Origin of the sequence: Methanoculleus oceani, from assembly GCF_023702065.1 — an archaeon.
In the GTDB taxonomy this organism is placed as follows: Archaea; Halobacteriota; Methanomicrobia; order Methanomicrobiales; family Methanoculleaceae; genus Methanoculleus; species Methanoculleus oceani.
Genome location: NZ_QFDM01000001.1, coordinates 787,586 through 806,423 on the forward strand (window position 1 = coordinate 787,586; position 18,838 = coordinate 806,423).

Annotated in this window: 23 protein-coding genes; 18 read left to right on the top strand and 5 right to left on the bottom strand. The window is 65.3% G+C overall.

What is annotated here, in order from left to right:
* Positions 1 to 14 precede the first annotated feature (14 nt).
* The 9 genes from DIC75_RS04065 (at position 15) to DIC75_RS04105 (ending at position 8,410) form a co-directional block, all read left to right on the top strand.
* A complete protein-coding gene (locus tag DIC75_RS04065; protein WP_250986720.1) occupies positions 15 to 1,208 on the top strand; it encodes an ABC transporter permease in 1,194 nt (397 codons plus the stop codon).
* 94 nt (positions 1,209 to 1,302) lie between these two features.
* Positions 1,303 to 1,557 carry a DUF3303 domain-containing protein gene (locus DIC75_RS04070; protein WP_250986960.1) on the top strand — a complete coding sequence of 85 codons (255 nt, stop codon included), beginning with the start codon at positions 1,303 to 1,305 and terminating at the stop codon, positions 1,555 to 1,557.
* Positions 1,558 to 1,880: 323 nt separating this feature from the next.
* Entirely contained in the window at positions 1,881 to 3,059 is a 1,179-nt protein-coding gene (locus DIC75_RS04075) for a hypothetical protein (RefSeq protein ID WP_250986721.1), read from the top strand.
* Positions 3,060 to 3,117: 58 nt separating this feature from the next.
* A complete protein-coding gene (locus DIC75_RS04080) occupies positions 3,118 to 3,768 on the top strand; it encodes a MarC family protein (RefSeq protein ID WP_250986722.1) in 651 nt (216 codons plus the stop codon).
* 3 nt (positions 3,769 to 3,771) lie between these two features.
* Positions 3,772 to 4,746, top strand: coding sequence for a phosphatase PAP2 family protein (locus DIC75_RS04085; protein ID WP_250986723.1), 975 nt, complete (start codon positions 3,772 to 3,774; stop codon positions 4,744 to 4,746).
* A gap of 32 nt (positions 4,747 to 4,778) precedes the next feature.
* Complete coding sequence (locus DIC75_RS04090) at positions 4,779 to 5,369, top strand: flagellin (protein ID WP_250986724.1); 591 nt, start codon at positions 4,779 to 4,781, stop codon at positions 5,367 to 5,369.
* Positions 5,370 to 5,416: 47 nt separating this feature from the next.
* Positions 5,417 to 5,872, top strand: a complete 456-nt coding sequence (locus DIC75_RS04095) for an NfeD family protein (RefSeq protein WP_250986725.1) — start codon at positions 5,417 to 5,419, stop codon at positions 5,870 to 5,872.
* Between the two features lies 1 nt (position 5,873).
* On the top strand, positions 5,874 to 6,965 hold the full coding sequence (locus tag DIC75_RS04100) for an SPFH domain-containing protein (protein WP_250986726.1): 1,092 nt from the start codon (positions 5,874 to 5,876) through the stop codon (positions 6,963 to 6,965).
* A 182-nt stretch (positions 6,966 to 7,147) separates the two neighbouring features.
* Positions 7,148 to 8,410, top strand: coding sequence for an ABC transporter substrate-binding protein (locus tag DIC75_RS04105; protein ID WP_250986727.1), 1,263 nt, complete (start codon positions 7,148 to 7,150; stop codon positions 8,408 to 8,410).
* A gap of 162 nt (positions 8,411 to 8,572) precedes the next feature.
* Here DIC75_RS04105 and DIC75_RS04110 read toward each other — a convergent pair whose 3' ends face one another.
* Together DIC75_RS04110 and rnhB are read right to left on the bottom strand one after the other, a co-directional pair.
* Positions 8,573 to 9,904, bottom strand: coding sequence for a site-2 protease family protein (locus tag DIC75_RS04110; protein ID WP_250986728.1), 1,332 nt, complete (start codon positions 9,902 to 9,904; stop codon positions 8,573 to 8,575).
* 40 nt (positions 9,905 to 9,944) lie between these two features.
* A complete protein-coding gene (rnhB, locus tag DIC75_RS04115; protein ID WP_250986729.1) occupies positions 9,945 to 10,574 on the bottom strand; it encodes a ribonuclease HII in 630 nt (209 codons plus the stop codon).
* A gap of 53 nt (positions 10,575 to 10,627) precedes the next feature.
* Here rnhB and DIC75_RS04120 point away from each other — a divergent pair, with 53 nt between their 5' ends.
* The gene (locus DIC75_RS04120; RefSeq protein ID WP_250986961.1) at positions 10,628 to 11,293 is read left to right on the top strand and encodes a potassium channel family protein; all 666 of its coding nucleotides are present in this window, start codon (positions 10,628 to 10,630) and stop codon (positions 11,291 to 11,293) included.
* On the opposite strand, the gene DIC75_RS04125 is transcribed toward DIC75_RS04120, so the two are convergent.
* Together DIC75_RS04125 and DIC75_RS04130 are read right to left on the bottom strand one after the other, a co-directional pair.
* Entirely contained in the window at positions 11,285 to 12,481 is a 1,197-nt protein-coding gene (locus DIC75_RS04125) for an NAD(P)/FAD-dependent oxidoreductase (protein WP_250986730.1), read from the bottom strand. The genes DIC75_RS04120 and DIC75_RS04125 overlap by 9 nt on opposite strands.
* Positions 12,471 to 12,647: a 4Fe-4S binding protein gene (locus DIC75_RS04130; protein ID WP_048104707.1), complete on the bottom strand. Its 177-nt coding sequence runs from the start codon at positions 12,645 to 12,647 to the stop codon at positions 12,471 to 12,473. The genes DIC75_RS04125 and DIC75_RS04130 overlap by 11 nt, the downstream gene beginning before the upstream one ends.
* Before the next feature lie 188 nt (positions 12,648 to 12,835).
* Here DIC75_RS04130 and cbiT point away from each other — a divergent pair, with 188 nt between their 5' ends.
* Genes cbiT through DIC75_RS04170 form a run of 8 tightly spaced genes read left to right on the top strand, consistent with a single transcriptional unit; the run spans position 12,836 to position 18,506 of the window.
* Positions 12,836 to 13,366, top strand: coding sequence for a precorrin-6Y C5,15-methyltransferase (decarboxylating) subunit CbiT (gene cbiT, locus DIC75_RS04135; protein WP_250986731.1), 531 nt, complete (start codon positions 12,836 to 12,838; stop codon positions 13,364 to 13,366).
* Positions 13,357 to 13,974 (top strand): cobalt-factor II C(20)-methyltransferase, encoded by a 618-nt coding sequence (locus DIC75_RS04140; protein WP_250986732.1) that lies wholly within the window; start codon positions 13,357 to 13,359, stop codon positions 13,972 to 13,974. Before cbiT ends, DIC75_RS04140 begins: the two co-directional genes overlap by 10 nt.
* The gene (locus DIC75_RS04145) at positions 13,967 to 14,683 is read left to right on the top strand and encodes a cobalt-precorrin-4/precorrin-4 C(11)-methyltransferase (RefSeq protein ID WP_250986733.1); all 717 of its coding nucleotides are present in this window, start codon (positions 13,967 to 13,969) and stop codon (positions 14,681 to 14,683) included. Before DIC75_RS04140 ends, DIC75_RS04145 begins: the two co-directional genes overlap by 8 nt.
* The gene (cbiG, locus tag DIC75_RS04150) at positions 14,680 to 15,552 is read left to right on the top strand and encodes a cobalt-precorrin 5A hydrolase (protein ID WP_250986734.1); all 873 of its coding nucleotides are present in this window, start codon (positions 14,680 to 14,682) and stop codon (positions 15,550 to 15,552) included. The genes DIC75_RS04145 and cbiG overlap by 4 nt, the downstream gene beginning before the upstream one ends.
* Positions 15,521 to 16,315 (top strand): precorrin-3B C(17)-methyltransferase, encoded by a 795-nt coding sequence (gene cobJ, locus DIC75_RS04155; RefSeq protein ID WP_250986735.1) that lies wholly within the window; start codon positions 15,521 to 15,523, stop codon positions 16,313 to 16,315. Before cbiG ends, cobJ begins: the two co-directional genes overlap by 32 nt.
* Positions 16,263 to 16,943, top strand: coding sequence for a precorrin-8X methylmutase (locus tag DIC75_RS04160; protein WP_250986736.1), 681 nt, complete (start codon positions 16,263 to 16,265; stop codon positions 16,941 to 16,943). Before cobJ ends, DIC75_RS04160 begins: the two co-directional genes overlap by 53 nt.
* Positions 16,924 to 17,937, top strand: coding sequence for a cobalt-precorrin-5B (C(1))-methyltransferase (locus tag DIC75_RS04165; protein ID WP_250986737.1), 1,014 nt, complete (start codon positions 16,924 to 16,926; stop codon positions 17,935 to 17,937). Before DIC75_RS04160 ends, DIC75_RS04165 begins: the two co-directional genes overlap by 20 nt.
* Positions 17,934 to 18,506, top strand: coding sequence for a cobalt-precorrin-7 (C(5))-methyltransferase (locus DIC75_RS04170; RefSeq protein WP_250986738.1), 573 nt, complete (start codon positions 17,934 to 17,936; stop codon positions 18,504 to 18,506). Before DIC75_RS04165 ends, DIC75_RS04170 begins: the two co-directional genes overlap by 4 nt.
* A 3-nt stretch (positions 18,507 to 18,509) precedes the next feature.
* Here the strand turns inward: DIC75_RS04170 and DIC75_RS04175 are convergent, their stop codons facing one another.
* The gene (locus DIC75_RS04175) at positions 18,510 to 18,833 is read right to left on the bottom strand and encodes a transposase (protein WP_250986739.1); all 324 of its coding nucleotides are present in this window, start codon (positions 18,831 to 18,833) and stop codon (positions 18,510 to 18,512) included.
* Positions 18,834 to 18,838: the final 5 nt, after the last annotated feature.

Here is an 18,838-nt window from a genome sequence, read left to right on the forward strand (position 1 = left end):
AGGTGTGATGGGGTATGATCTTTCTCGATCTCGCGGTGCGCAACCTCAAGCGGCACAAAGTCCGCTCGTTCCTCGCAACGGTCGGCATCATCATCGGTGTGATAGCCATCGCCTCTCTCGGCATCATGGGGAGCAGCCTCTCGGTGCTCTTCGGGGGGCTGGTCTCAGATGTCAGCGACACCGTGCTCGTCACCCCGCACCTCGCTGCATCGAGCGGCGACCCGTTCGACCCCAGAAACACCCTTGCCGCGCGCATCTCCGAGAGGAACCTGGGGTTGATAGAGAAGGCCGCCGGGCAGCACCGCGTCATCCCCATGATTCTCGCGTCGGATCGGCTGCAGGTGCGGGATGCGGGGGGCTACGTGACGATGTATGCCCTGCCTGCAGAAGATATCCCCTTCCTGCTGCAGCAGGAAGCCGGGATCTACCCCCAGGGAAGGTCGTCGGGGGTGATGGTGGGCTCGCTCCTTGCCGATGAACTCGACCTCCACCCGGGGAGCCGCATCGAGGTCGGGGGCGAGAGCGTCCGGGTCGTGGGGATCGCGGCGGAACGCGGCCTGGGCATCGATATCAACCCCGACTATGCCCTCATCGTCACGGAAGACTGGTACACGGAGCGGCGCGGGGAACAGGACTACAGCCGGGTCGTCGTGAAGGTCAGCGATCTCTCGGAGATCGAGGGGGTGAAGGCCGCCATCGACCAGCAGATCAACCGCAGAAAGGAGGTCGTGGACGTTTTAGACTCGCGCGAGATCCTGGAGATCTACTACGAGACCTCCGACGCCATCAACATCTTCCTTCTCGGCATAGGCGCGGTATCGCTTCTCGTCGCCAGCGTGAGCATCTTGAACGTCATGATCATATCGGTCACGGAGCGAACGGGGGAGATCGGGCTGATGCGGAGTATCGGGGCGCGAAGGAGGGAGGTGCTCTTCATGTTCCTCTACGAGAGCCTGTTCCTCGGGATCGCGGGAAGCCTCGTCGGCGGCCTCGTCAGCATAGCGGTCGGCTACTACGTCAGCGCCTCGGTAGCGGAGTTCTTCACCGGCTTCGCCGTGTCGGGAGGGGTCGGTATCCCCATCTCCGTGGTGATCGGCTACGTCGCCTTTGCGATGGCGTTCGGGACGGCAACCAGCATTCTCGCCGGGTTCTACCCCGCGTGGAAAGCGGCGCGCCTGAACCCCATCGAGGCACTTCGCTACGAGTGACGGGTTTTTGCCGGGTGCGGTCCGGGGGTGAGGGGTCGCCCCCCCGGTGCAGGCTTTTTATACCCGGGGCGATATGGGGGAGCCGGTGAAGACGATGCTGTTTGTCCTGTGGTACCAGTTCGAACCGGAGCACGCCCATCAGGTCCTGGAACTCTGGAAGCACTTCCAGTACCCCTCCGATGTGAAGATCCATAACCGCTACCTCCTCATCGGGAGGCACATGTCGGTTGCCGTCTTTGAAGCGCCGGACGAGCGCTCTATCTTAAAGATCACCGCGCCGTTCAGCTCGTACGGGGTTGCCCACGTCGCACCGGCAATGTCGCTCGAAGAGGCGATCAAGACAGTCTGATCGGGACGCCGGGCGGCACCGCCGCCCCACTATTTTCCTTCCCTGCAGGGCCGTCGCATGGTTCCCGTCCGGGTTCTCCCGGAACGCAGCCGTCTCCCCACGACAGGGTTGCCGCCCCCGGTTCCCGGCACGATCCCCCCGGGGCCCACCGCGGGGGTGACCCCGGCGATGCCCCTTGTGGTGATGAGACCATGCGTAATTTCATAGTCCAGGAGACCGGAAACTCTATGAGCACTTGTAGGATGATAGACTTCCCTGTCAGGAAGTGCTCCGACCTCCATCCGGTCCTCAATACGATAGCAATACCCAGCTGTGTGAAACGAATGTTGCAGATGATTACGTGGCTCGACAAAAACTTCAGCTCGCTTCAGCCGACGCGAGCGGTCATCATGAGAGCGCTGCGCCACCTGCGCCCTGCGGATCGAAAGAAACTCTTCTCCGAGGATATCCCCGAGATGCGGACCGCCGAAGGGCGGTGGTTCGAGGCGATCGTCTACGAGATGATCCTCGACCTATCGCTCAAGACCGACCTCATCCTCTCTGTCGTGGCCCGGGGGGCCGACGGTCCCGGAAAGGTCCGGCGCGCGCAACTCGGCCAGAACGGTCTGTTCTACTCGAACATCGGGGATATCAAGGTCCGGGGAAACGGCCAGGATCTCGCCGAAGTCGACATGATGCTCGTCGACCACACCGGGGCACTGACGTTTGGCGAGATCATCACTTCTCCTGCCGACTTAAAAGAGTTCGAAGCGGAGATTCGCTACAAGAAACAGCTCTTCGGCTATCTCTACGGGCAGCCGACCGTGCCGTTCCTCCTCATCTCCTCGGTTGACATCTCCCGGACGGCCGTCGTCCGCCGTCTTCTGCGGGAACCCGACAACGCCCTCCTCACCACCCCCACCTGTGAGGACTTGAAGGCCCTGATCCGCCCCCGCGACATGAAGCGGAGCCCGACCCGCCAGATCCGGCACAAGAAACTGGTCTCGATCGCCGATATCCCCCCGCGTCGGCCGTTCGATTACAAGAAACTGCACGACGAGCGGATGCAGAGCATCATCGCCGCCGTCACCACCCGGCGGGGCGTCGGGGAACTCGGCACGCCGGACGAGATCCCGCCGATCGTGAAGAAAGTTCTCTTCGGCGGGCTCTACCCATCCGCCCTCCGGATGCTCGATGCCCGCTACCCTATCCGCATCAAAGGGAAGACCTACGACCCGGATACGATCCAGAAGCAGTTCTCGAAGGTCATCCTGGCGGTGAACATCCCGGATTACCGGCCGATCATCTACCTGCGGACGCGCAACAAGAAAGAGTACCTCAAGATGGTGCCCAACCGGACGGGCGGGTTTAAGTTCGAGAGCCGCCGGACGCCCCACATGGCCGGGTTCTTCCTCTGGCTCGAGTCCGTTCAGCCGTCGCTCGGGGCTGAACTGACGCGGGAACTCCTCGACGCGTTCCCCGCGGTCCACGTTCCCGAAGCGGCGCCGACCGGCAAACCGTAAGGTACCTATGTGCCCCGGTTCCATACGCCCTCATGGTCCTGGAGTACGGTGATCCGGAATGGATCTGATGACGCAGGTCGCCGGGTTTATCGGGCTCATCCTGGTTGCGATCGCGTCGATCACCGCGGTGATGAACCCGGCCTCCACGACTGCGGTTTACACGGCGCTCACCGAGGGGATGAGCCGGAGCGAGCGTCAACAGGTCATCACAACGGCACTCCGGATATCCTTCACCGTCCTCGCGTTCTTCGCCCTCACCGGGCAGTTGATCTTCTCGGTCTTCAACATCACCGTCCCGGCGTTCCGGATCGCCGGGGGTATCCTGCTCGTCACCGTGGCGACCGGGATGCTCGGTTCGCGCGGCGAGTCCTACCGGGCCGCGGACCTGGAGAATATCGCCGTCGTCCCGCTGGCCTTCCCGCTCTCGTGCGGCCCGGGAACGATCACGACGGTGATCCTGCTCGCATCCGACCCCGGGAGCCCTTCGGCCCTGGTCGCCGTCTTCATCGGCATCATCGCGGCCCTCGGCCTCTCCTACGTCGGGATGCTCTACGGCCCGTGGATCTTTGCCTTCATCGGGGAGGGAGGACTGCGGGTCGTCCCGAAACTGATGGCGATCATCGTCCTTGCGATCGCCGTTCAGTTCATCATCAGCGGGATCGCGGAGGCGATGCCCCAGCTCTTTGCGAACGTCGACTTTGGCGGGTAGAGTATGGCGGACATCCAGATCACACTCATCCAGACGCTCCAGGCCCAGGCGGCATGGCTCGAGGCCCCGATGCGGCTCTTCTCGTTCCTCGGGCAGCCGGAATTCTACCTGCTCGTCATCCCGATCCTCTACTGGTGCTGGGACCCCCGCCTCGGGCTCCGTCTCGCCCTCCTCATGGGGATATCGGGCGGGCTCAACGAGGCCCTCAAAGTCGCATTCCATCTCCCCCGCCCCTACTGGGTCAGCCCGGAGGTCAGGGCGCTCGGGAGCTACCCGTCGTTCGGGCTGCCGTCCGCGCATGCTCAAGGAGCGGTGGCGCTCTGGGGCCTGCTCGCCTTCGACGCCCGGCGCCGGTGGTTCTGGGCCTTCGCGGCCGTGATGGCATTCCTCATCGGTGGATCCCGGGTCGTTCTCGGGGTCCACTTCCCGACCGACGTCGTCGCGGGCTGGGCGGTCGGCGTCGTCGTCCTCCTCGGCTTCCTCGCCCTCGAGGAGCCGGTGGGCCGCCGGGTCGCCGCCCTCCCGCTCTCCCGGCAGGTGCTCGTCGCGTTCGCCGGTTCCCTCGCGCTGGCGCTGGCCTCGTTTGCCGCCCTCGCGGCACTCGGGGACTGGCAGGTTCCCGCGTCCTGGGCGGCGGGGGCGCTCGAGCGATCCGGGGAGCCCATCCACCCGCTCTTTCTCCGGGACGCCGTCACGGCATCGGGGCTCTTCTTCGGGTTCGCTGCAGGTGCGGCCGTAGAGCACCGCCGGGGAAGCATGTGCGCCGTCGGGAAGGGGTCCGTCCGCCTGCTCCGCTACATCTTCGGGATCGCCGTGACGGGGGCGATCTGGTTCGGGCTCGGACTCCTCGTCCCGCCTGACCCCCTTGCCGCCACCTACCTCCTCCAGTACCTCCGGGCCGCCGTTGCCGGTGCCTGGGTCTCGTTCGGCGCTCCGGCGGTCTTTGCCCGCACAAACACGCTCCGGGGCGGAGAGTAGGGGTATATATCCCCTGCAGGCGAGGATCCTGTATGGATCCGGCGGACGGCGGTCTCACGGTGCTCGATGGGGCTATCCTCGGTGTCGTGACGGTCCTGCTCGCCGCACTTCTGCTCCACGCCCCGGCCGTTCCCCCCGCCCCTCCGGCAGGCCTCGTCTGCTCGGCCCTCGAGGAGACCGGGGGATGTCTGGTGGTCTCCGGCGACGTCTACGGCTACGCGCTCGCGGGCGGGAGCGTCGACGGCACCGACCCTTCACGGATGGGGTCGATCTCCTGCAGTGTCCGCCTCTTCGTCGGCGATATGGGGAGCGTCGATATGAGCCGGGCCACGGTCGAGATCGCCACCCGGGACCGGACCGAGCGCCCCGGGAGGACCACGGAGACGCCGGTAAGGCCCGGGAACTGGACGATCGTCCGGATGGGGCACACCGTCCCGTTCCGGCAGGCGGACGACGATTCCCTCCTCGAGCCCGGGGAGCAGTTCGACCTGCTCGTCTACCCCTCCCGGCCGCTTTCACCCGGCGAGCCGTTCCGGCTCAGCATCATCCCGCCCGGCGGCGTCCCGCTCACGGTCGAGCGGGTCGTGCCGCCCCGGATCACGCCGGTGATGGATCTCGGCTGAAATCGTTCTTCAGCATGCTTTTATAGCCGAAAGCCGACTCACTCCCCATGCTTGCAGAGGGGATCGCTCTCGGCTGGGTGCTGATCGTGCTCGGGGCGGTGCTGCTTCTGGTCGAGGTCTACCAGCCCGGGTTCTTCATCGCCGTTCCCGCGACGGTCCTGATCATCCTCGGGATCCTCCTCCTCGGCGTCGATATCCTCAGTTCCCCCACCGGCCTCATCGTCGGGGTTCTTGCGGCGATCGTTGCGGCGTCCGTCACTGTCTGGCTCTACGGCCGTCTCACGCCGGGGCGGGGGCCGCCGACGACGCTCTCCCGGGATTCGCTCATCGGCCTCGAGGGGACAGTGATCACCCCGGTCGATCCGGAGACCCTTGCGGGGAAGGTGCGGCTCGGGAGCATGGAATGGAGCGCCCGTTCCGCGTCGGGAGAGATCCCGGCCGGGAGAAGAGTTATTGTCGTACGCTCCGAGGGGGTGCACGTCATCGTGAAGGAGGTTGTGTAACATGCTTTTAACCGGACAGATTCCGTGGACCGGGTTGATCACGGTCTTTCTCATCATTGTCATCATCATCATCTTCGCCCGCGGCGTGGTGATCGTGCAGCCGTACGAGCAGGGGCTCCAGATACGTCTCGGGCAGTACATCGGGAGGATGAACCCCGGATTCAGGTGGGTGGTCCCGCTGATCACGGTGGTCAAGAAACTCGACCTCCGGACCGAGGTGATGGACGTCCCGCGGCAGGAGGTGATCACGAAGGACAACTCACCGACGAACGTGGACGCGATCGTTTATGTCCGGGTGATCGACCCCGAGAAGGCCTACTTTGAGGTGATGAACTACCGGTCGGCGACGGTGGCGCTGGCGCAGACGAGCCTGCGCGGGATCATCGGCGACATGGAGCTCGACGAGGTCCTCTACAACCGGGACGTCATCAACGCTCGCCTCCGGGATATCCTGGACCGCGAGACCGATGCCTGGGGCGTGAAGGTCGAGCGGGTAGAGATCAAGGAGGTCGACCCGGTGGGTGCGGTCAAGCAGGCGATGACCGAGCAGACCGCGGCCGAGCGTGAGCGGCGTGCCGCGATCCTCCGGGCGGACGGTGAGAAGCGTGCGGCGATCCTGCGGGCCGAGGGGAGCCGGCAGAGCATCATCCTGGAGGCCGAGGGCGAGCGGCAGAGCAAGATTCTGCGGGCCGAAGGCGAACGGTTATCGAGGATCCTGCAGGCACAGGGCGAGGCGCAGGGGCTGCGCATCCTCTCGGTCGGTGCCCGGCCGCTGGATCGGCGGGCGATCACGGTCCTCTCGCTCGACGCCTTGAAGCAGATGGCCGAAGGCCAGGCGACGAAGATCATATTCCCGTTCGAACTCTCGAGCGTCGTCAAGCAGGCCGCGGAGTACCTCGGCGCCACGGCCGAGGCTCCGGATGTCCCCGAAGGCACGGAGCTGCCTTCCGAGGATATACTCGGGGAGATTCCGGGCCGGGATGTGGTCCGGACCGCGGAGGAGGCGGTAAAGAGCATCGAGACCGATATCAACGTGGAGATGCAGAAGAAGTCGCGGGACCTGATCGGGAAGGGAGAGGAGGAGGGGCTGTAAGGCCCGGATCCTACCTGTTTTTCATCGGACCCGAATTCTTTCGGCTACGGTCCCCGGCCATGAGCATCCTTCAACGCCCGGGAGGTGCAAAACGTTTCCAGGAGGACTGGTTTTCGGTATAAGCCACGGTGCTTCCGATACTAAAACGAAATGGTTATTCCCTATCTCATAAAGTAAATCTTATGAGAAGGGTCTCATCAGCATTCGTGCTTATCATCCTTGCAGCAATCGTCTTTGCCTGCGGGTGCACTGGAACACAGACTTCTACCACGCAAGAGGGGGCCGTGCAGGATATCGTCGTCGGCGCCCTCCTGCCGCTTTCCGGCGATTACGCCGGGGGTGGGGAGGCGAGCCGGGTCGCCCTCGAGGTGGCTGCCAGGGACATCAACGATTACTTCACCGCGATCGAGTCTGACTACCGGGTCGGAATAATCATCGAGGATACAAAGGCCGATCCTGCCGTCGCGCTGGAGAAACTCCAGACACTTGAAAAGCAGGGGGCGGGGATTGTTATCGGACCCGGCACCAGCACCGAACTTGAGGCGATCCGGACGTATGCCGATGAGCACGGGATCTTGATCGTCAGCACCATGAGCACGGCGCCGTCTCTTGCAATTGCTGGCGATAATGTCTACCGGTTTGTGCCGCCGGACACCTACCAGGCCGACGTCGTGGCATACTACCTCAAGGAGCAGGGAGTAACGGCGATCGTGCCGGTATGGCGCGGCGATATCTGGGGCGACGAACTGGAGAAACTGACGACGGCGGCGTTTGCGAGGGGCGGCGGGAAAGTCCTCGACGGAGTCCGGTATGTGCCGGACGAGGAGGACTATGCCGGTATGGCGGCGGACCTTGACGCCCGCGTGGCTCAGGCGATCGCGGCGTACGGGAGTGAGAAGATCGCTGTCTACCTGGTCAGCCTCGACGAGGCGGCGGCGATCATGGAGGCGGCTACAGCGACCGAGAACCTGTCGAAGGTCCGATGGTACGGGTGCGACGGCAACGTCCTCCTCGATGCGCTGGCGACAGGTGAGTCTGCCCGTTTTGCGGAGCAGACGAAGTTTACCGCCCCAGCGTTCTGGAATCAGGACAATGTTGCATCGAATACGGCCATCATCCAGAAGATGCGGGAGCCCCTCGGGCGGCATCCCGACGGTTACAGCCTCGCGACCTACGACGCGCTCTGGGTCGTCGCCATGACCCGGACGCAGACCGATACCAGGGACGCCGCCATGCTGAAGACTGCGTTTGAGAGAACTGCAAGTGAATCCGGCGGACCCCTGTTCGGGCCGGTGAAACTGAACGGTGCCGGCGACCGGTCGACGGCGCACTACACCTTCTGGACAGTGGAGGCCGACGGCGAAGCCTGCCGGTGGGTGCCGACCATCCAGTACAGTTTCTGGTCAGCAGGCTCCCCTCCGGAACTCGAGTGGATCGGCGCCTGAGTGCCGATAACATCCCTGACTTTTTTTGAAACGATATTCCAGAGAGTGCTCTGTCCCTCTTTTCGCGGGATATACGGCCAGGCGTTTCCGGGCGGAGATCCGGCAGACAATGGCTTTGCCGGGCCGGTTTTCCTGCTCAGCCACGATAAAAGAAGAAGGGGTCTACCCCATCGTCAGGAAAAACCGCACCGCCGCGACGATCATCGGCATCGTGATGAGGAGGATCAGCATCACCGTGATGAACCCGCTGATTGAGGCGACGACCCGATGCGCGTACCGGGACCAGCCCCGCCGCTCGAAGAACCGCTCCACCCCTTCCTTCATCATGTAGCCGCCGTCGAGCGGGACGATCGGGATGGCGTTGAACATCCCGACCAGCAGGTTGAACCACCCGGTCCAGAAGAAGAGGTGGACCGTGCCCCAGAAGAAGGGGAACGGCTCCTCCCAGGCTATCTGCTCGGGGGTGTCGGTGAGCAGGATCGCAAGCTGCTGGGTGTTGCCCTGGATGAAGGCGTCGATCGGGGCTATCGTAAGGTAGAGCGGCGCGAGGAGACCGAGGTCCGCGATGTTTCCGATATGCTCCTTCACCGCGGGCGCGTTGTAGTAATAGACCCCCATGAACCCGGAGTCCCGGTCGCCGCCGAGCACCTCCGGCCACCCGGCAAGGGTGAGCGTGTAGGTGCTCTCGACCCCGTCTTTTTCGGCCGTCACCGTGACCGTATCTCCCGGCCGTGTCCCGTCCATGATCGCCGATACCTCCTCCTGGCTCGCCACCGGGATGCCGTTGATGCCCGTGATGACCGAGTAGCCGGGGAGCCCCGCCTCTGCCGCAGGGAAGTCCTGGTAGACCCCCTGGACGAGCGGGACGGAGAGAGGCGTCGCCATCCCCAAAAGGAGGAACATCGCCGCAAAGCAGGCGAGGCCCATGACGATGTTGTTCGTGATCCCGGCGCCGAACATCCGAATCTTGGGCATTCCTTTCGCCGCTTCGACGTCTGCTTCGTCGGGCTCGACGAACGCCCCTATCGGGACGACGGCGATGAGCAGGCCCATGCTCCGCACCCGCATATCCTCGACCCGGGCGAGGATCGCGTGGCCGAACTCGTGGATGACGATGGTGAGCAGAAGGCCGATGATGACGGCCGCGGTGATCGGTATCGCCTGGTTGACTCCGGGTATCGCGAGGATATTCCGGGGATCGTAGATGCCGGTCGGCTCCGGGGTATGCACCAGATACTGGGGGACCGCGAGGACCAGGGCGAGCGTCATGAAGGCCGAGACCACCACGACCATGACGACCCCGAGCGTCGCGTAAGCCCGGAGCAGCGTCTTGAACTTCCGGAACCAGTCGAAGAAACCGACCCGTTCGGTCTTGATGGCGAGGATAGGGCCGAAGAACATGACGTGATCGCGAAACAGCCCGCGGTCACGGATGTAGAAGGCGATCAGGGCGTAGGCCGCGACGAGAAGAAGGAGTATCTGGAGCCAGCTCATTACTCACGGTTGGCGCGCGGGGGGCATAAAATCTTCCTGGTTATGAGAAATCCCGCATCGTCGTCTGGTAAAGGTTCGTCACCGTCTTCCAGCTCCGGCGGGCGCAGGGCGGCGGGACCCCGTATTCCCGGATGTAGCCCCGGAGGAACTCGATCGTCACCGCGTCCGAGGGGTAACCGCTCCCGATCTTCCCGTACTGCTGCTCGAGTTCCCGGATCGCCCGGTCCCGGGTGACCTTCGCGACGACGCTCGCCGCACCAACGATCTTGTGCCGGGCGTCCGCCCGGTGCTCGGCGACGATCTCGCAGGGGAAGTCGAGGTGGGCCGCGACCGTCCGGCCGTAACGCTCCGCATTCACGTCACAGGCGTCCACGTAGGCAGACTCCGGCCGGAGCCCCGTGAGCGCCTCGGCATGGAGCTCGGCCACGCACGCGTTCATGGTCATCCTGCTCCGTGCATCGTCGATCCCGGCGGCGTCGATCGTGATGATGGCGATCGAGAAGTCGCGGAAGAGGATCTCGTAGAGTGCCTCGCGCTGTTTCGGCCGGAGGACCTTCGAGTCCCGGATGGGGAGGGGCGCAAGGTCCTCGGTCGCCCGGCACCCGACGGCGGCGACTACCATCGGGCCGAGGACCGAGCCTTTCCCCGCTTCATCCACCCCGCAGATCACACCTTCTGGTTTATTCGCAAGGTATTTCAATGCTGACGATTGAATCCATCTGGATGTACACGATCATCGTCGGCCTGGGCGGAATCGGCCGGAATCTAACTGCGATCGCCGTGAACGCCGGTGACTCCGTGGTGGTGATCGACCAGAGCGAGGCGCGTGCGAGCGACGTCCTGGAGCACTACGACGTTCTCGCCATCACCGGAAACGCGACCGACAAATCGGTGCTGCAGGACGCCGGGATTGAGCGGGCGGACGCCCTGGTCGCTACCACGAGCGACGACGCCGTGAACCTGATGACCTGCTGGCTCGCCAAACGCTACAATGTAAGGAACGTCGTCTCGATCGTCAACCAGAAGGAGCATTCGGATCTCTTCAACGAAGTCGGGGTGAAGATCAGCGAGAACCCCGACGAACTGGTGGCGACCCGGCTCTATTACTGGGCGAAGAGCCCGAACCTCCAGCAGGTCGCCTCGATCCCCGGCGGGACCATCTTCGAGATCGTCGCCGACGAGGGCGCGCCCATCGTCGATCACGAGATCCGGGACCTCGAGGTCCGGGACTTCGTCTTCATCGCCATCCGGCGTGCCGGGGGCGACCTCATCATCCCGAGCGGTACCGTCCGTATCCGACCCGGCGATGTCATCACGGTCTTTACAAAAAAGGAAGCGGAAGGGGAGACGCTAAAGACCCTCAACAAACAGTTGATACGGTCAGACTAGAGTATCTCTGAGGGCTTTCAGTTCGAGGAGCATCTTCGGGTTCCGCTTGATCAGTTCCTTGATGAGAGCCGAGACCGAGAACTCCTTGAGGCTGATACTGGCGATCGAGTCTGCGAGGGTGTTGAGTTTTGCATCGTCGAGGGTGATGAAGTATTCTTTGACCTTGTAGTTCCGCTCGAGGATCGTGCCCATCCGGGATGCGCGCCATTCGGTGTCGTAGGGCATCAGCGCCTCTTTCGAGCAGTTGCCTCTCTCGATGCACCTCGAGGCCACCTGGGCGGCGAGCCTTCCGGTATACATGGCGTTCCCGATCCCGCCACCGGTTATGGGATCGACGACTCTTGCCGCATCGCCGATGACCATAAGGCCGTCGGCGACCGTGCAGGCGAGCGGCCGGCAGACCGGAACGCCGCCCGCGATCGCCTCGATAGTCTTCCCGTCCGGGAAGTTCTTCGCGACGAACCGGTCCAGGTAGTCCTTTGCCCGGGACCCGTCACGGCTCTTCCTTCCCGTGATGCCGATCCCGACGTTTGCCGTCCGATCGCCCTTCGGGAAGACCCAGAGATAGCCTTCGGGTGCGATCTCGTTGCCCAGGTAAAAGTCCGTCGAGCCCGCGTCGATATCGATGTCGGTCATCAGGTATTGTGCGCAGCTCATCATCTCCCGGAGGGGGACGGTGGTGTCGAGCCCGGCCCAGCGGGCGAACTGCGCCTCCGTGCCGTCGGCGGCGAGGACCACTTCGGCCCGGATATCGGCCGGCATGCCGGCCGAAAGCACCTTCGCGCCCCGGACCGCCCCGTTCTCCATGATCGGCGCGATCGCCCGGGTCTTGACGACCACGTCCGCCCCGGCCTCGGCCGCCTGCCAGACGAGTTCCCGGTCAAAGACCTTCCGGTCGAGGACGTAGCCGACCTCGTTTCCCGCCCTGTCCTGTTCGAGGCTGACGGAGGTGCCGTTCGGGGCGATGAGCCGGGCACGCTCGATCTCCGCGGAGATCCAGCGGGGGTCGGGCTTGATGTATTCCTTTAAGAGTTCTTTGCCGATCCCCTCCGCACATCGGACCGGCGTGCCGATGGCGGGACGCTTCTCGATGATGCAGACCGAGTTGCCGGCTTCTGCCGCCGTCTTCGCGGCAAGAGCACCGGCGGGGCCGCCCCCGATGACGAGAATATCGTAGTTACTCTTCATGGACGACCTCCAGTGCTCCGAGCGGGCACGCCCGCGCGCAGATCCCGCAGGCGATGCACTCCCGCTCAAGGCTGAGGTAGGCGTCGATCAGCTCGAGCGCATCCTCGGGACAGACTGCGACGCAGGTGCCGCAGTATCCACACTTATCTCGGTTTATCCTGAGCATTGTACTCATAATGTTGTCGTCCTCGCAAAAACCTTTATGCTCCTCGCTTCAGTTGCTGCACCGGAATCCCCGTCCGGAAGCTGGATCGATGCCCGGTCGTCCCGCGCCGCCCAGGCCCGGGCGCCGAGACGCCTCACTGCGCTATTTAATAGAAGTTAGCACAAATTAATCTGGGTATTGTGAATGTTATGGGGCTGAAGGGTGGACCAACGCAGGACGAAGTCATGGCCGTCTCGCTCGCGAAACTCGACATCCGCCCGGGCGACCGGGTGGCCGATATCGGGTGCGGGACCGGAAAGGTCGCCGTCGCCGCATCGAAGACGGCGGAATGTGTCTACGCAATCGATAAACGGCCGGAGGCGATCGCCTGTGCCCGGCAGGAGGCGGCTGCCGCCGGAGCCGGGAACATCGAATTCTTCGAGGGCGATGCGGTGGATCTCCTCCCGGGGCTGGGCCGGCTCGACGCCGCCTTCGTCGGGGGATCCCGCCGCCTGCCGGAGGTCCTCGACCTTCTCGCCGGGAACGTGCGGGGAAGGATCGTCGTGAACGCGGTGATGGTCGGGACGCTTCAATCGGCGATAGAGAACATGCAGCGCCTCGGGATCTTCGTGGAGGCCGTCCACCTGCAGGTCTCCCGGTCGGCCGGCATCGCCGGCGGGGTGATGTTCAAACCCATAAACCCCGTCTACATCATCGTCGGAGGTGCGGGATGCTCGTAGGCGTGGGGCTCGGGCCCGGCGACCCGGAACTCCTGACCCTGCGGGCGGTCAGGCTTCTCTCCGAAGCGGCGACGGTCTTCGTCCCCGGAAACCTCGCCTACGACCTGGTGCGGTCTTACCGCCCGGATGCCGTCGTCCTCAACTTCCCGATGACGAGCGACGAGGCCTACATCCGAACGTGCCTCGAAGAGAACGCCGACCGGATCGCGCCGCATGCGAAAGACGGCCTTGCAGTCTTCGGGATCATCGGGGATCCGAATTTCTACTCGACCTTCTCGCGGCTCTGCGAGGTGATTGCCGGCCGCTACCCGGAGGTCTCGTTTGCGACCGAGCCCGGGATCAGCTCCATCACCGCGTTCGCCTCGGTGGCGAACGTCCCGGTGGCCGGGGGGTTCTTCGTCTCGGACGGGAACGGGCCTGAGTCGCGGATCTTCATGAAGGTCCGGCGGCCGGCGGCGCTCGCGGCCTCCCTCTCGGAGGAGGGCTACTCGGAGTTCGTCCTCGTGGAGCGGATGTTCATGCCGGAGCAGCGGGTCTACCGGGGGGACGACCTCCCCGAGAAGAGCGACTACTTCTCGATCCTCTTTGCGAGGCGGTCCCGTGCATAAGTTCTACATCGTGGGCGCGGGACCGGGGGCGCCCGATCTCATCACCGTCCGGGGGATGGATCTCCTCCGGCGGGCGGACGTCCTCATCTACGCGGGGTCGCTCGTGAACCCGGCGCTCGTGGAGGAGTCGGGCGCTGGTGTGAGACTCGACAGCTGGGGGATGGCGCTTCCGGAGATCGTCGGTGCGATCGAAGAGCACGTCCGGGCGGGGAGACTCGTCGTCCGGCTCCATTCAGGTGACCCGGCTCTCTACGGCGCGATCGTCGAGCAGATGTCGGAACTCTCCCGGCGCGGGATCGAGGCCGAGATCGTCCCCGGGGTCTCGTCGCTCTTTGCGGCCGCGGCGGCCCTCGGGACCCAGTTCACGCTCCGCGACGTCTCCGAGAGCCTGATCGTCACCCGCCCGGCGGGGGCGACGCTTGAATCGGACCTGATTCCCGAGTTCTCGCGGCTCGGGCAGACGATGGTGGTCTTCCTCGGGACCGAGCGGATGGAGGAGATCCTCGCCCGGGTGGAGTGCCCGCCCGATACCCCGGCGGCGGTCGTCTACCATGCCTCCTGGCCCGACCAGAAGGTCGTCTTAGGGACGGTGGCCGATATCGCGGCAAAGGCCCGGGCTGCCGGGATCGAGCGGACGGCGCTGATCGTCATCGGGAAGGTGGTGGAACCGGCAACCTCAGGGTTCGGGAGGTCGGTCCTCTACTCATGACCGGGACAGTCGTGATCGCGCTCGAGCGGTTCCTCCCCGACGCCCGCCGGATAGCGGGCTCGCTCGGCGCCGATGTCCTTCCCTACGGCCCGGATGCCTTCAGGGCGGCGTTTGCCGGCTACACCCGGATCGTCGCCCTGATGTCGGCCGGGATCGCCGTCCGGGGGATTGCCCCCCTCCTCGCCGACAAGTGGCGGGACCCGGCGGTGGTGGTGGTCGGGCCGGACCTCCGCTACGCCGTCCCGGTCGTCGGCGGGCACCACGGCGGAAACGACCTTGCCCGGGAACTCGCCGTCCTCGGGATCGAGCCGGTGATCACGACCGCGACCGAGACCAGAGGGAGGGAATCGGTCGAGGGCATCGCCGCCCGGTCGGGGTGCGATATCGTGAACCGCGATTCAACCCGGGCGGTGAACGCCGCGATGCTGGACGCCGACGTGCCCCTCTACGCCGTCACCGGACCCGGGATCGTCGTCGCGGGTCCGGGGGTCTCCCTCCTCGTCCGGAAAGGGGAGTACGTCGTCGGCGTCGGGTGCCGGAAGGACGTCGGGGCGGCCGAGGTGGGAGAAGCCGTCCGGCAGGCACTCCGGAAGGCCGGGATCTCCCCCGACGCGGTCCTCGTCTACGCGACGACCACGAAGAAACGCGGGGAGGCGGGGCTTCTCGAGGCCGTTCTGGATCTCGGCGGCAACCTTGTCTTCTTAGACGACGAAACACTGAACGCACAGGAGGCCCCATCCCCCTCGCGGGCCTCCCTGATCGGGCTTGCCGGGGTCGCGGAACCCGCGGCTCTCGCGATCTCGAAGCGCAAAGTTCTGGTTCTTGCCAAGCAGACCTATGGGAGTGTTACCGTTGCAATCGCACGATAATGAAGGAAGACTGTATATCGTCGGCACCGGTCCCGGCGACCTGCTGCAGATGACGCCCCGGGCGTTAAAAGCCCTCGGCGAGGCCGACTGCGTTATCGGCAACGGATTCTATCTCGATCTGGTCGAGCCGATGCTCGCCGGAAAGGAGGTCATCCGGAGCAGCATGGGCCGGGAGGTCGACCGGGCGGCAAAAGCGCTCGTCCTTGCCGAAGACCGGGTCGTCGCGATGGTGAGCGGCGGCGATGCCGGGGTCTACGGGATGGCGAGCATCGTCCTCGAGGTGGCCGAACGGTCGGGCTCGACGGTCGAGGTCGAGGTCATCCCCGGCATCACGGCCGCGGTCTCGGCGGCGGCACGGCTCGGCTCGCCGCTCTCGGGCGACTACGTCACGATGAGCCTCTCGGACCTCCTGACGCCCTGGGAGGAGATCGAGCGGAGGCTCGACCTTGCGTTTCGGATGCGGGTGCCGGTCGTTCTCTACAACCCCCGGTCCCGGGGGAGGCCGCACAACCTTGATGCGGCGGTCGGGATCGCCCGCCGCCACCTCCCGGACGCGACCCCGGTCGGGGTGGTCAGGAACGCCTACCGGGAGGGGGAGGAACGGCTGATCACGACGCTTGGGGAGTTTAACGACCACTTCGCCTTCGTGGACATGCACTCGATCGTTTTTATCGGCGGAGAAGAGACGAGGATCTGGAGGAGTGAGACTGATGGGAGAGGAATCATCACGCCCCGGGGATACCACCGGAAATACGTATACTGACCTTGCGGCGGTCACGCCGGAGGCCTACGCGATAGCGAGCAAGAGCCGGAACCTGGCCCGGGAGAGGGTGGGAAACGCCACCCCCGAGGACCGGATCCGGCAGCGGTGCTCGGTCGCGGTCGGCGACTTTGCGATGGCCGACCTGATGCGCTTTGCCGGCGAACCGGTCGAGGCGGGTATCTCTGCGCTCGGGCGGCAGGCACCGGTCATCACCGATATCCGGATGGTGCAGGCGGGAATCCTGAAACGGGGGCATGCAAGCGAGATCCTCTGCGCCCTCGATTACGGGGAGGACATCGCACGCGAACGCGGGATCACCCGGACGTCCGCGGGGTTTTTTGCCCTGCAGGACCGGATAGAGGGCGCGATCGTGGTGATCGGGAACGCCCCCTCGGCGCTTCTTGTCGTCTGCGAGATGGTCCGGGCCGGAGTCCGGCCGGCGCTGGTCGTCGGGACCCCGGTGGGGTTCGTGAACGCGGCGGAGTCGAAGGAGGCGCTCCGTGCCCTCGACGTGCCGTCGGTCACGAATGCCGGCACCCGGGGCGGGACGCCGGTTGCGGTGGCGGCGATAAACGAGATCATCACGATCCTCGCCGAGCGTGCTGGCCATGCGGGACCCGGTTACTGACTTCGAGTACCCCGACGCGTGGGTGGCGGCCTGCCGCTCCCCCGACCTCCTCCCCGACGTCGAGCGGGGTCTCGCGGTCCTGACGGCGTCGGGATCGGTGCTTCGCCGGGGGTTCACGACCGGGACGACAGCGGCTGCGGCCTGCAAGGGGGCGGTCCTCTCGCTCGCCTTCGATACCATAGAGGAGGTGGGAGTCACCCTTCCCTGCGGGATTGCGGTCAGGCTCCCGGTAGACGCCTACCGGGGGCGGGCGTCGTGCTGGAAGGACGCCGGGGACTACCCCTCTGACGTGACCGCGGGGCTCGAATTCGTCGCGACCGCGGTCCCTTCCCTCTCAGGTGGGGTCCAGTTCGTCCCCGGGGAGGGTATCGGGAGTTTCGGCCGCAACACCCGTCGCCACCTGCAGGGGACGCCGGCGATCAGCGCCCCGGCGCTCGACTGCATCCGGCGCTCGATCAACGAGGCGGTGGACGAGGCGGACCTCCACGGGACGACGGTCATCCTCACGATTCCCCGGGGGGCTGAGGTGGCCCAGAAGACGCTGAACCCGAAGATAGGGATCCTCGGCGGGCTCTCAATCCTCGGGACGACCGGGTTCGTGGAGCCCTGGGACGATCACATGGTGGAGGGGGTGCTCGACCGTATCACCCGGGCTTCCGGGGGGATCGTGCTGACGACCGGGCGGCTCGGCCTGCGCTACTCGCGTCTCCTCTTCCCGGAGCACGAGGCGATCCTCGTCGGGAGCAAACTCACGGAGGCGCTCCGGGTGACCGACGGCGACGCGGTGATCTGCGGGCTCCCCGGCCTGATCCTGAAGTTCATGAACCCGGACGTCCTCGAGGGGACCGGGTGCGTGACGGTGGAGGAACTCTCGGCGACCCCGCTGTGGGAGGCAGTGGCCCGCCGGGAGCTTCGCGCGTTCCAGGTCCGCTACCCCCACGTCCGGGTCGTGATCGTCGATCGTGACGGCCGGGTCATCGGAGAGTCACCGTGAAGGTCGTCGGCGTGGGCTGCGGCCCCGGTATGCTGACCGCGGAGGCTGCGAGCGCCATCGCGGGCGCGTCGATCATTTACGGCTCGGCCCGGGCGATTGCGCTTGCGCACGATGCCATCCCGCCGGGATGCGAGGTGCATGAGATCGCGGATTACCGGAGCCTCCGATCCCTCCCGTCTCACGCGGTCGTCCTCTCGACGGGGGATCCGATGCTTGCGGGACTCGGCTACCTTCCGGGCGAGGTGGTCCCGGGGATATCCTCTCTCCAGGTCGCCTTCGCCCGCCTGAAGATCCCGCTGACGAAGGTGGCGGTCGTCTCGGCCCACGGGAAGGACCATGCCCGGGCCGTCGCGGAGGCCCGGGAGGAGGTCATCGCGGGCCGGGTCGTCTTCCTCATCGCCGATCCGACCTTCTCGGTCGGGGCGTTCGCGGCCGCCCTCCCGCCGGAGACCCGGCTTGCCGTCTGCGAGGACCTCGGCTACGCGGCAGAAAGGATCACTGTCGGGACGGCGACAGAACCCCCGGCGCCCCGGGGCGACCTCTTCGTGGTGGTGGCGGGGGCATTCTAGCCTCTACGGCACGGGAGACCGGAGGTCCTCCGCGGCGCATCGTGCGGCCTCTCCCTTCCGGAACTCGTAGCCGGCCCGGAGGAGGTCGAGAAAGATCGCCTGGTAGGCCCCCCGCTCGCAGAGCTCGAGGTGGTAGCGGTGCACCGTCGATTTCGTCCCGTACGTCGCCGGCACATCGCTCCAGGTGCACCCGGTAGTGAGGACGTACAGGACACCGTTGAAGAGGTGCCGGGGATCCCGACGGGGCCTCCCTATATGGGGCTTCTGGCGTGGGAGGTGTCTGCAGACGATCTCCCAGAAGTCATCGTCGATCTCCCGGAATGCCATGGGCC

Excerpts from the sequence above, each read along its gene's own strand:
- DIC75_RS04065 (WP_250986720.1), top strand. The coding sequence starts at position 15 with ATGATCTTTCTCGATCTCGCGGTGCGCAACCTCAAGCGGCACAAAGTC.
- DIC75_RS04070 (WP_250986960.1), top strand. The coding sequence starts at position 1,303 with ATGCTGTTTGTCCTGTGGTACCAGTTCGAACCGGAGCACGCCCATCAG.
- DIC75_RS04075 (WP_250986721.1), top strand. The coding sequence starts at position 1,881 with ATGTTGCAGATGATTACGTGGCTCGACAAAAACTTCAGCTCGCTTCAG.
- DIC75_RS04080 (WP_250986722.1), top strand. The coding sequence starts at position 3,118 with ATGGATCTGATGACGCAGGTCGCCGGGTTTATCGGGCTCATCCTGGTT.
- DIC75_RS04085 (WP_250986723.1), top strand. The coding sequence starts at position 3,772 with ATGGCGGACATCCAGATCACACTCATCCAGACGCTCCAGGCCCAGGCG.
- DIC75_RS04090 (WP_250986724.1), top strand. The coding sequence starts at position 4,779 with ATGGATCCGGCGGACGGCGGTCTCACGGTGCTCGATGGGGCTATCCTC.
- DIC75_RS04095 (WP_250986725.1), top strand. The coding sequence starts at position 5,417 with ATGCTTGCAGAGGGGATCGCTCTCGGCTGGGTGCTGATCGTGCTCGGG.
- DIC75_RS04100 (WP_250986726.1), top strand. The coding sequence starts at position 5,874 with ATGCTTTTAACCGGACAGATTCCGTGGACCGGGTTGATCACGGTCTTT.
- DIC75_RS04105 (WP_250986727.1), top strand. The coding sequence starts at position 7,148 with ATGAGAAGGGTCTCATCAGCATTCGTGCTTATCATCCTTGCAGCAATC.
- DIC75_RS04110 (WP_250986728.1), bottom strand. The coding sequence starts at position 9,904 with ATGAGCTGGCTCCAGATACTCCTTCTTCTCGTCGCGGCCTACGCCCTG.
- DIC75_RS04120 (WP_250986961.1), top strand. The coding sequence starts at position 10,628 with ATGTACACGATCATCGTCGGCCTGGGCGGAATCGGCCGGAATCTAACT.
- DIC75_RS04125 (WP_250986730.1), bottom strand. The coding sequence starts at position 12,481 with ATGAAGAGTAACTACGATATTCTCGTCATCGGGGGCGGCCCCGCCGGT.
- DIC75_RS04130 (WP_048104707.1), bottom strand. The coding sequence starts at position 12,647 with ATGCTCAGGATAAACCGAGATAAGTGTGGATACTGCGGCACCTGCGTC.
- cbiT (WP_250986731.1), top strand. The coding sequence starts at position 12,836 with ATGGGGCTGAAGGGTGGACCAACGCAGGACGAAGTCATGGCCGTCTCG.
- DIC75_RS04140 (WP_250986732.1), top strand. The coding sequence starts at position 13,357 with ATGCTCGTAGGCGTGGGGCTCGGGCCCGGCGACCCGGAACTCCTGACC.
- cbiG (WP_250986734.1), top strand. The coding sequence starts at position 14,680 with ATGACCGGGACAGTCGTGATCGCGCTCGAGCGGTTCCTCCCCGACGCC.
- cobJ (WP_250986735.1), top strand. The coding sequence starts at position 15,521 with ATGGGAGTGTTACCGTTGCAATCGCACGATAATGAAGGAAGACTGTAT.
- DIC75_RS04160 (WP_250986736.1), top strand. The coding sequence starts at position 16,263 with ATGGGAGAGGAATCATCACGCCCCGGGGATACCACCGGAAATACGTAT.
- DIC75_RS04165 (WP_250986737.1), top strand. The coding sequence starts at position 16,924 with ATGCGGGACCCGGTTACTGACTTCGAGTACCCCGACGCGTGGGTGGCG.
- DIC75_RS04175 (WP_250986739.1), bottom strand. The coding sequence starts at position 18,833 with ATGGCATTCCGGGAGATCGACGATGACTTCTGGGAGATCGTCTGCAGA.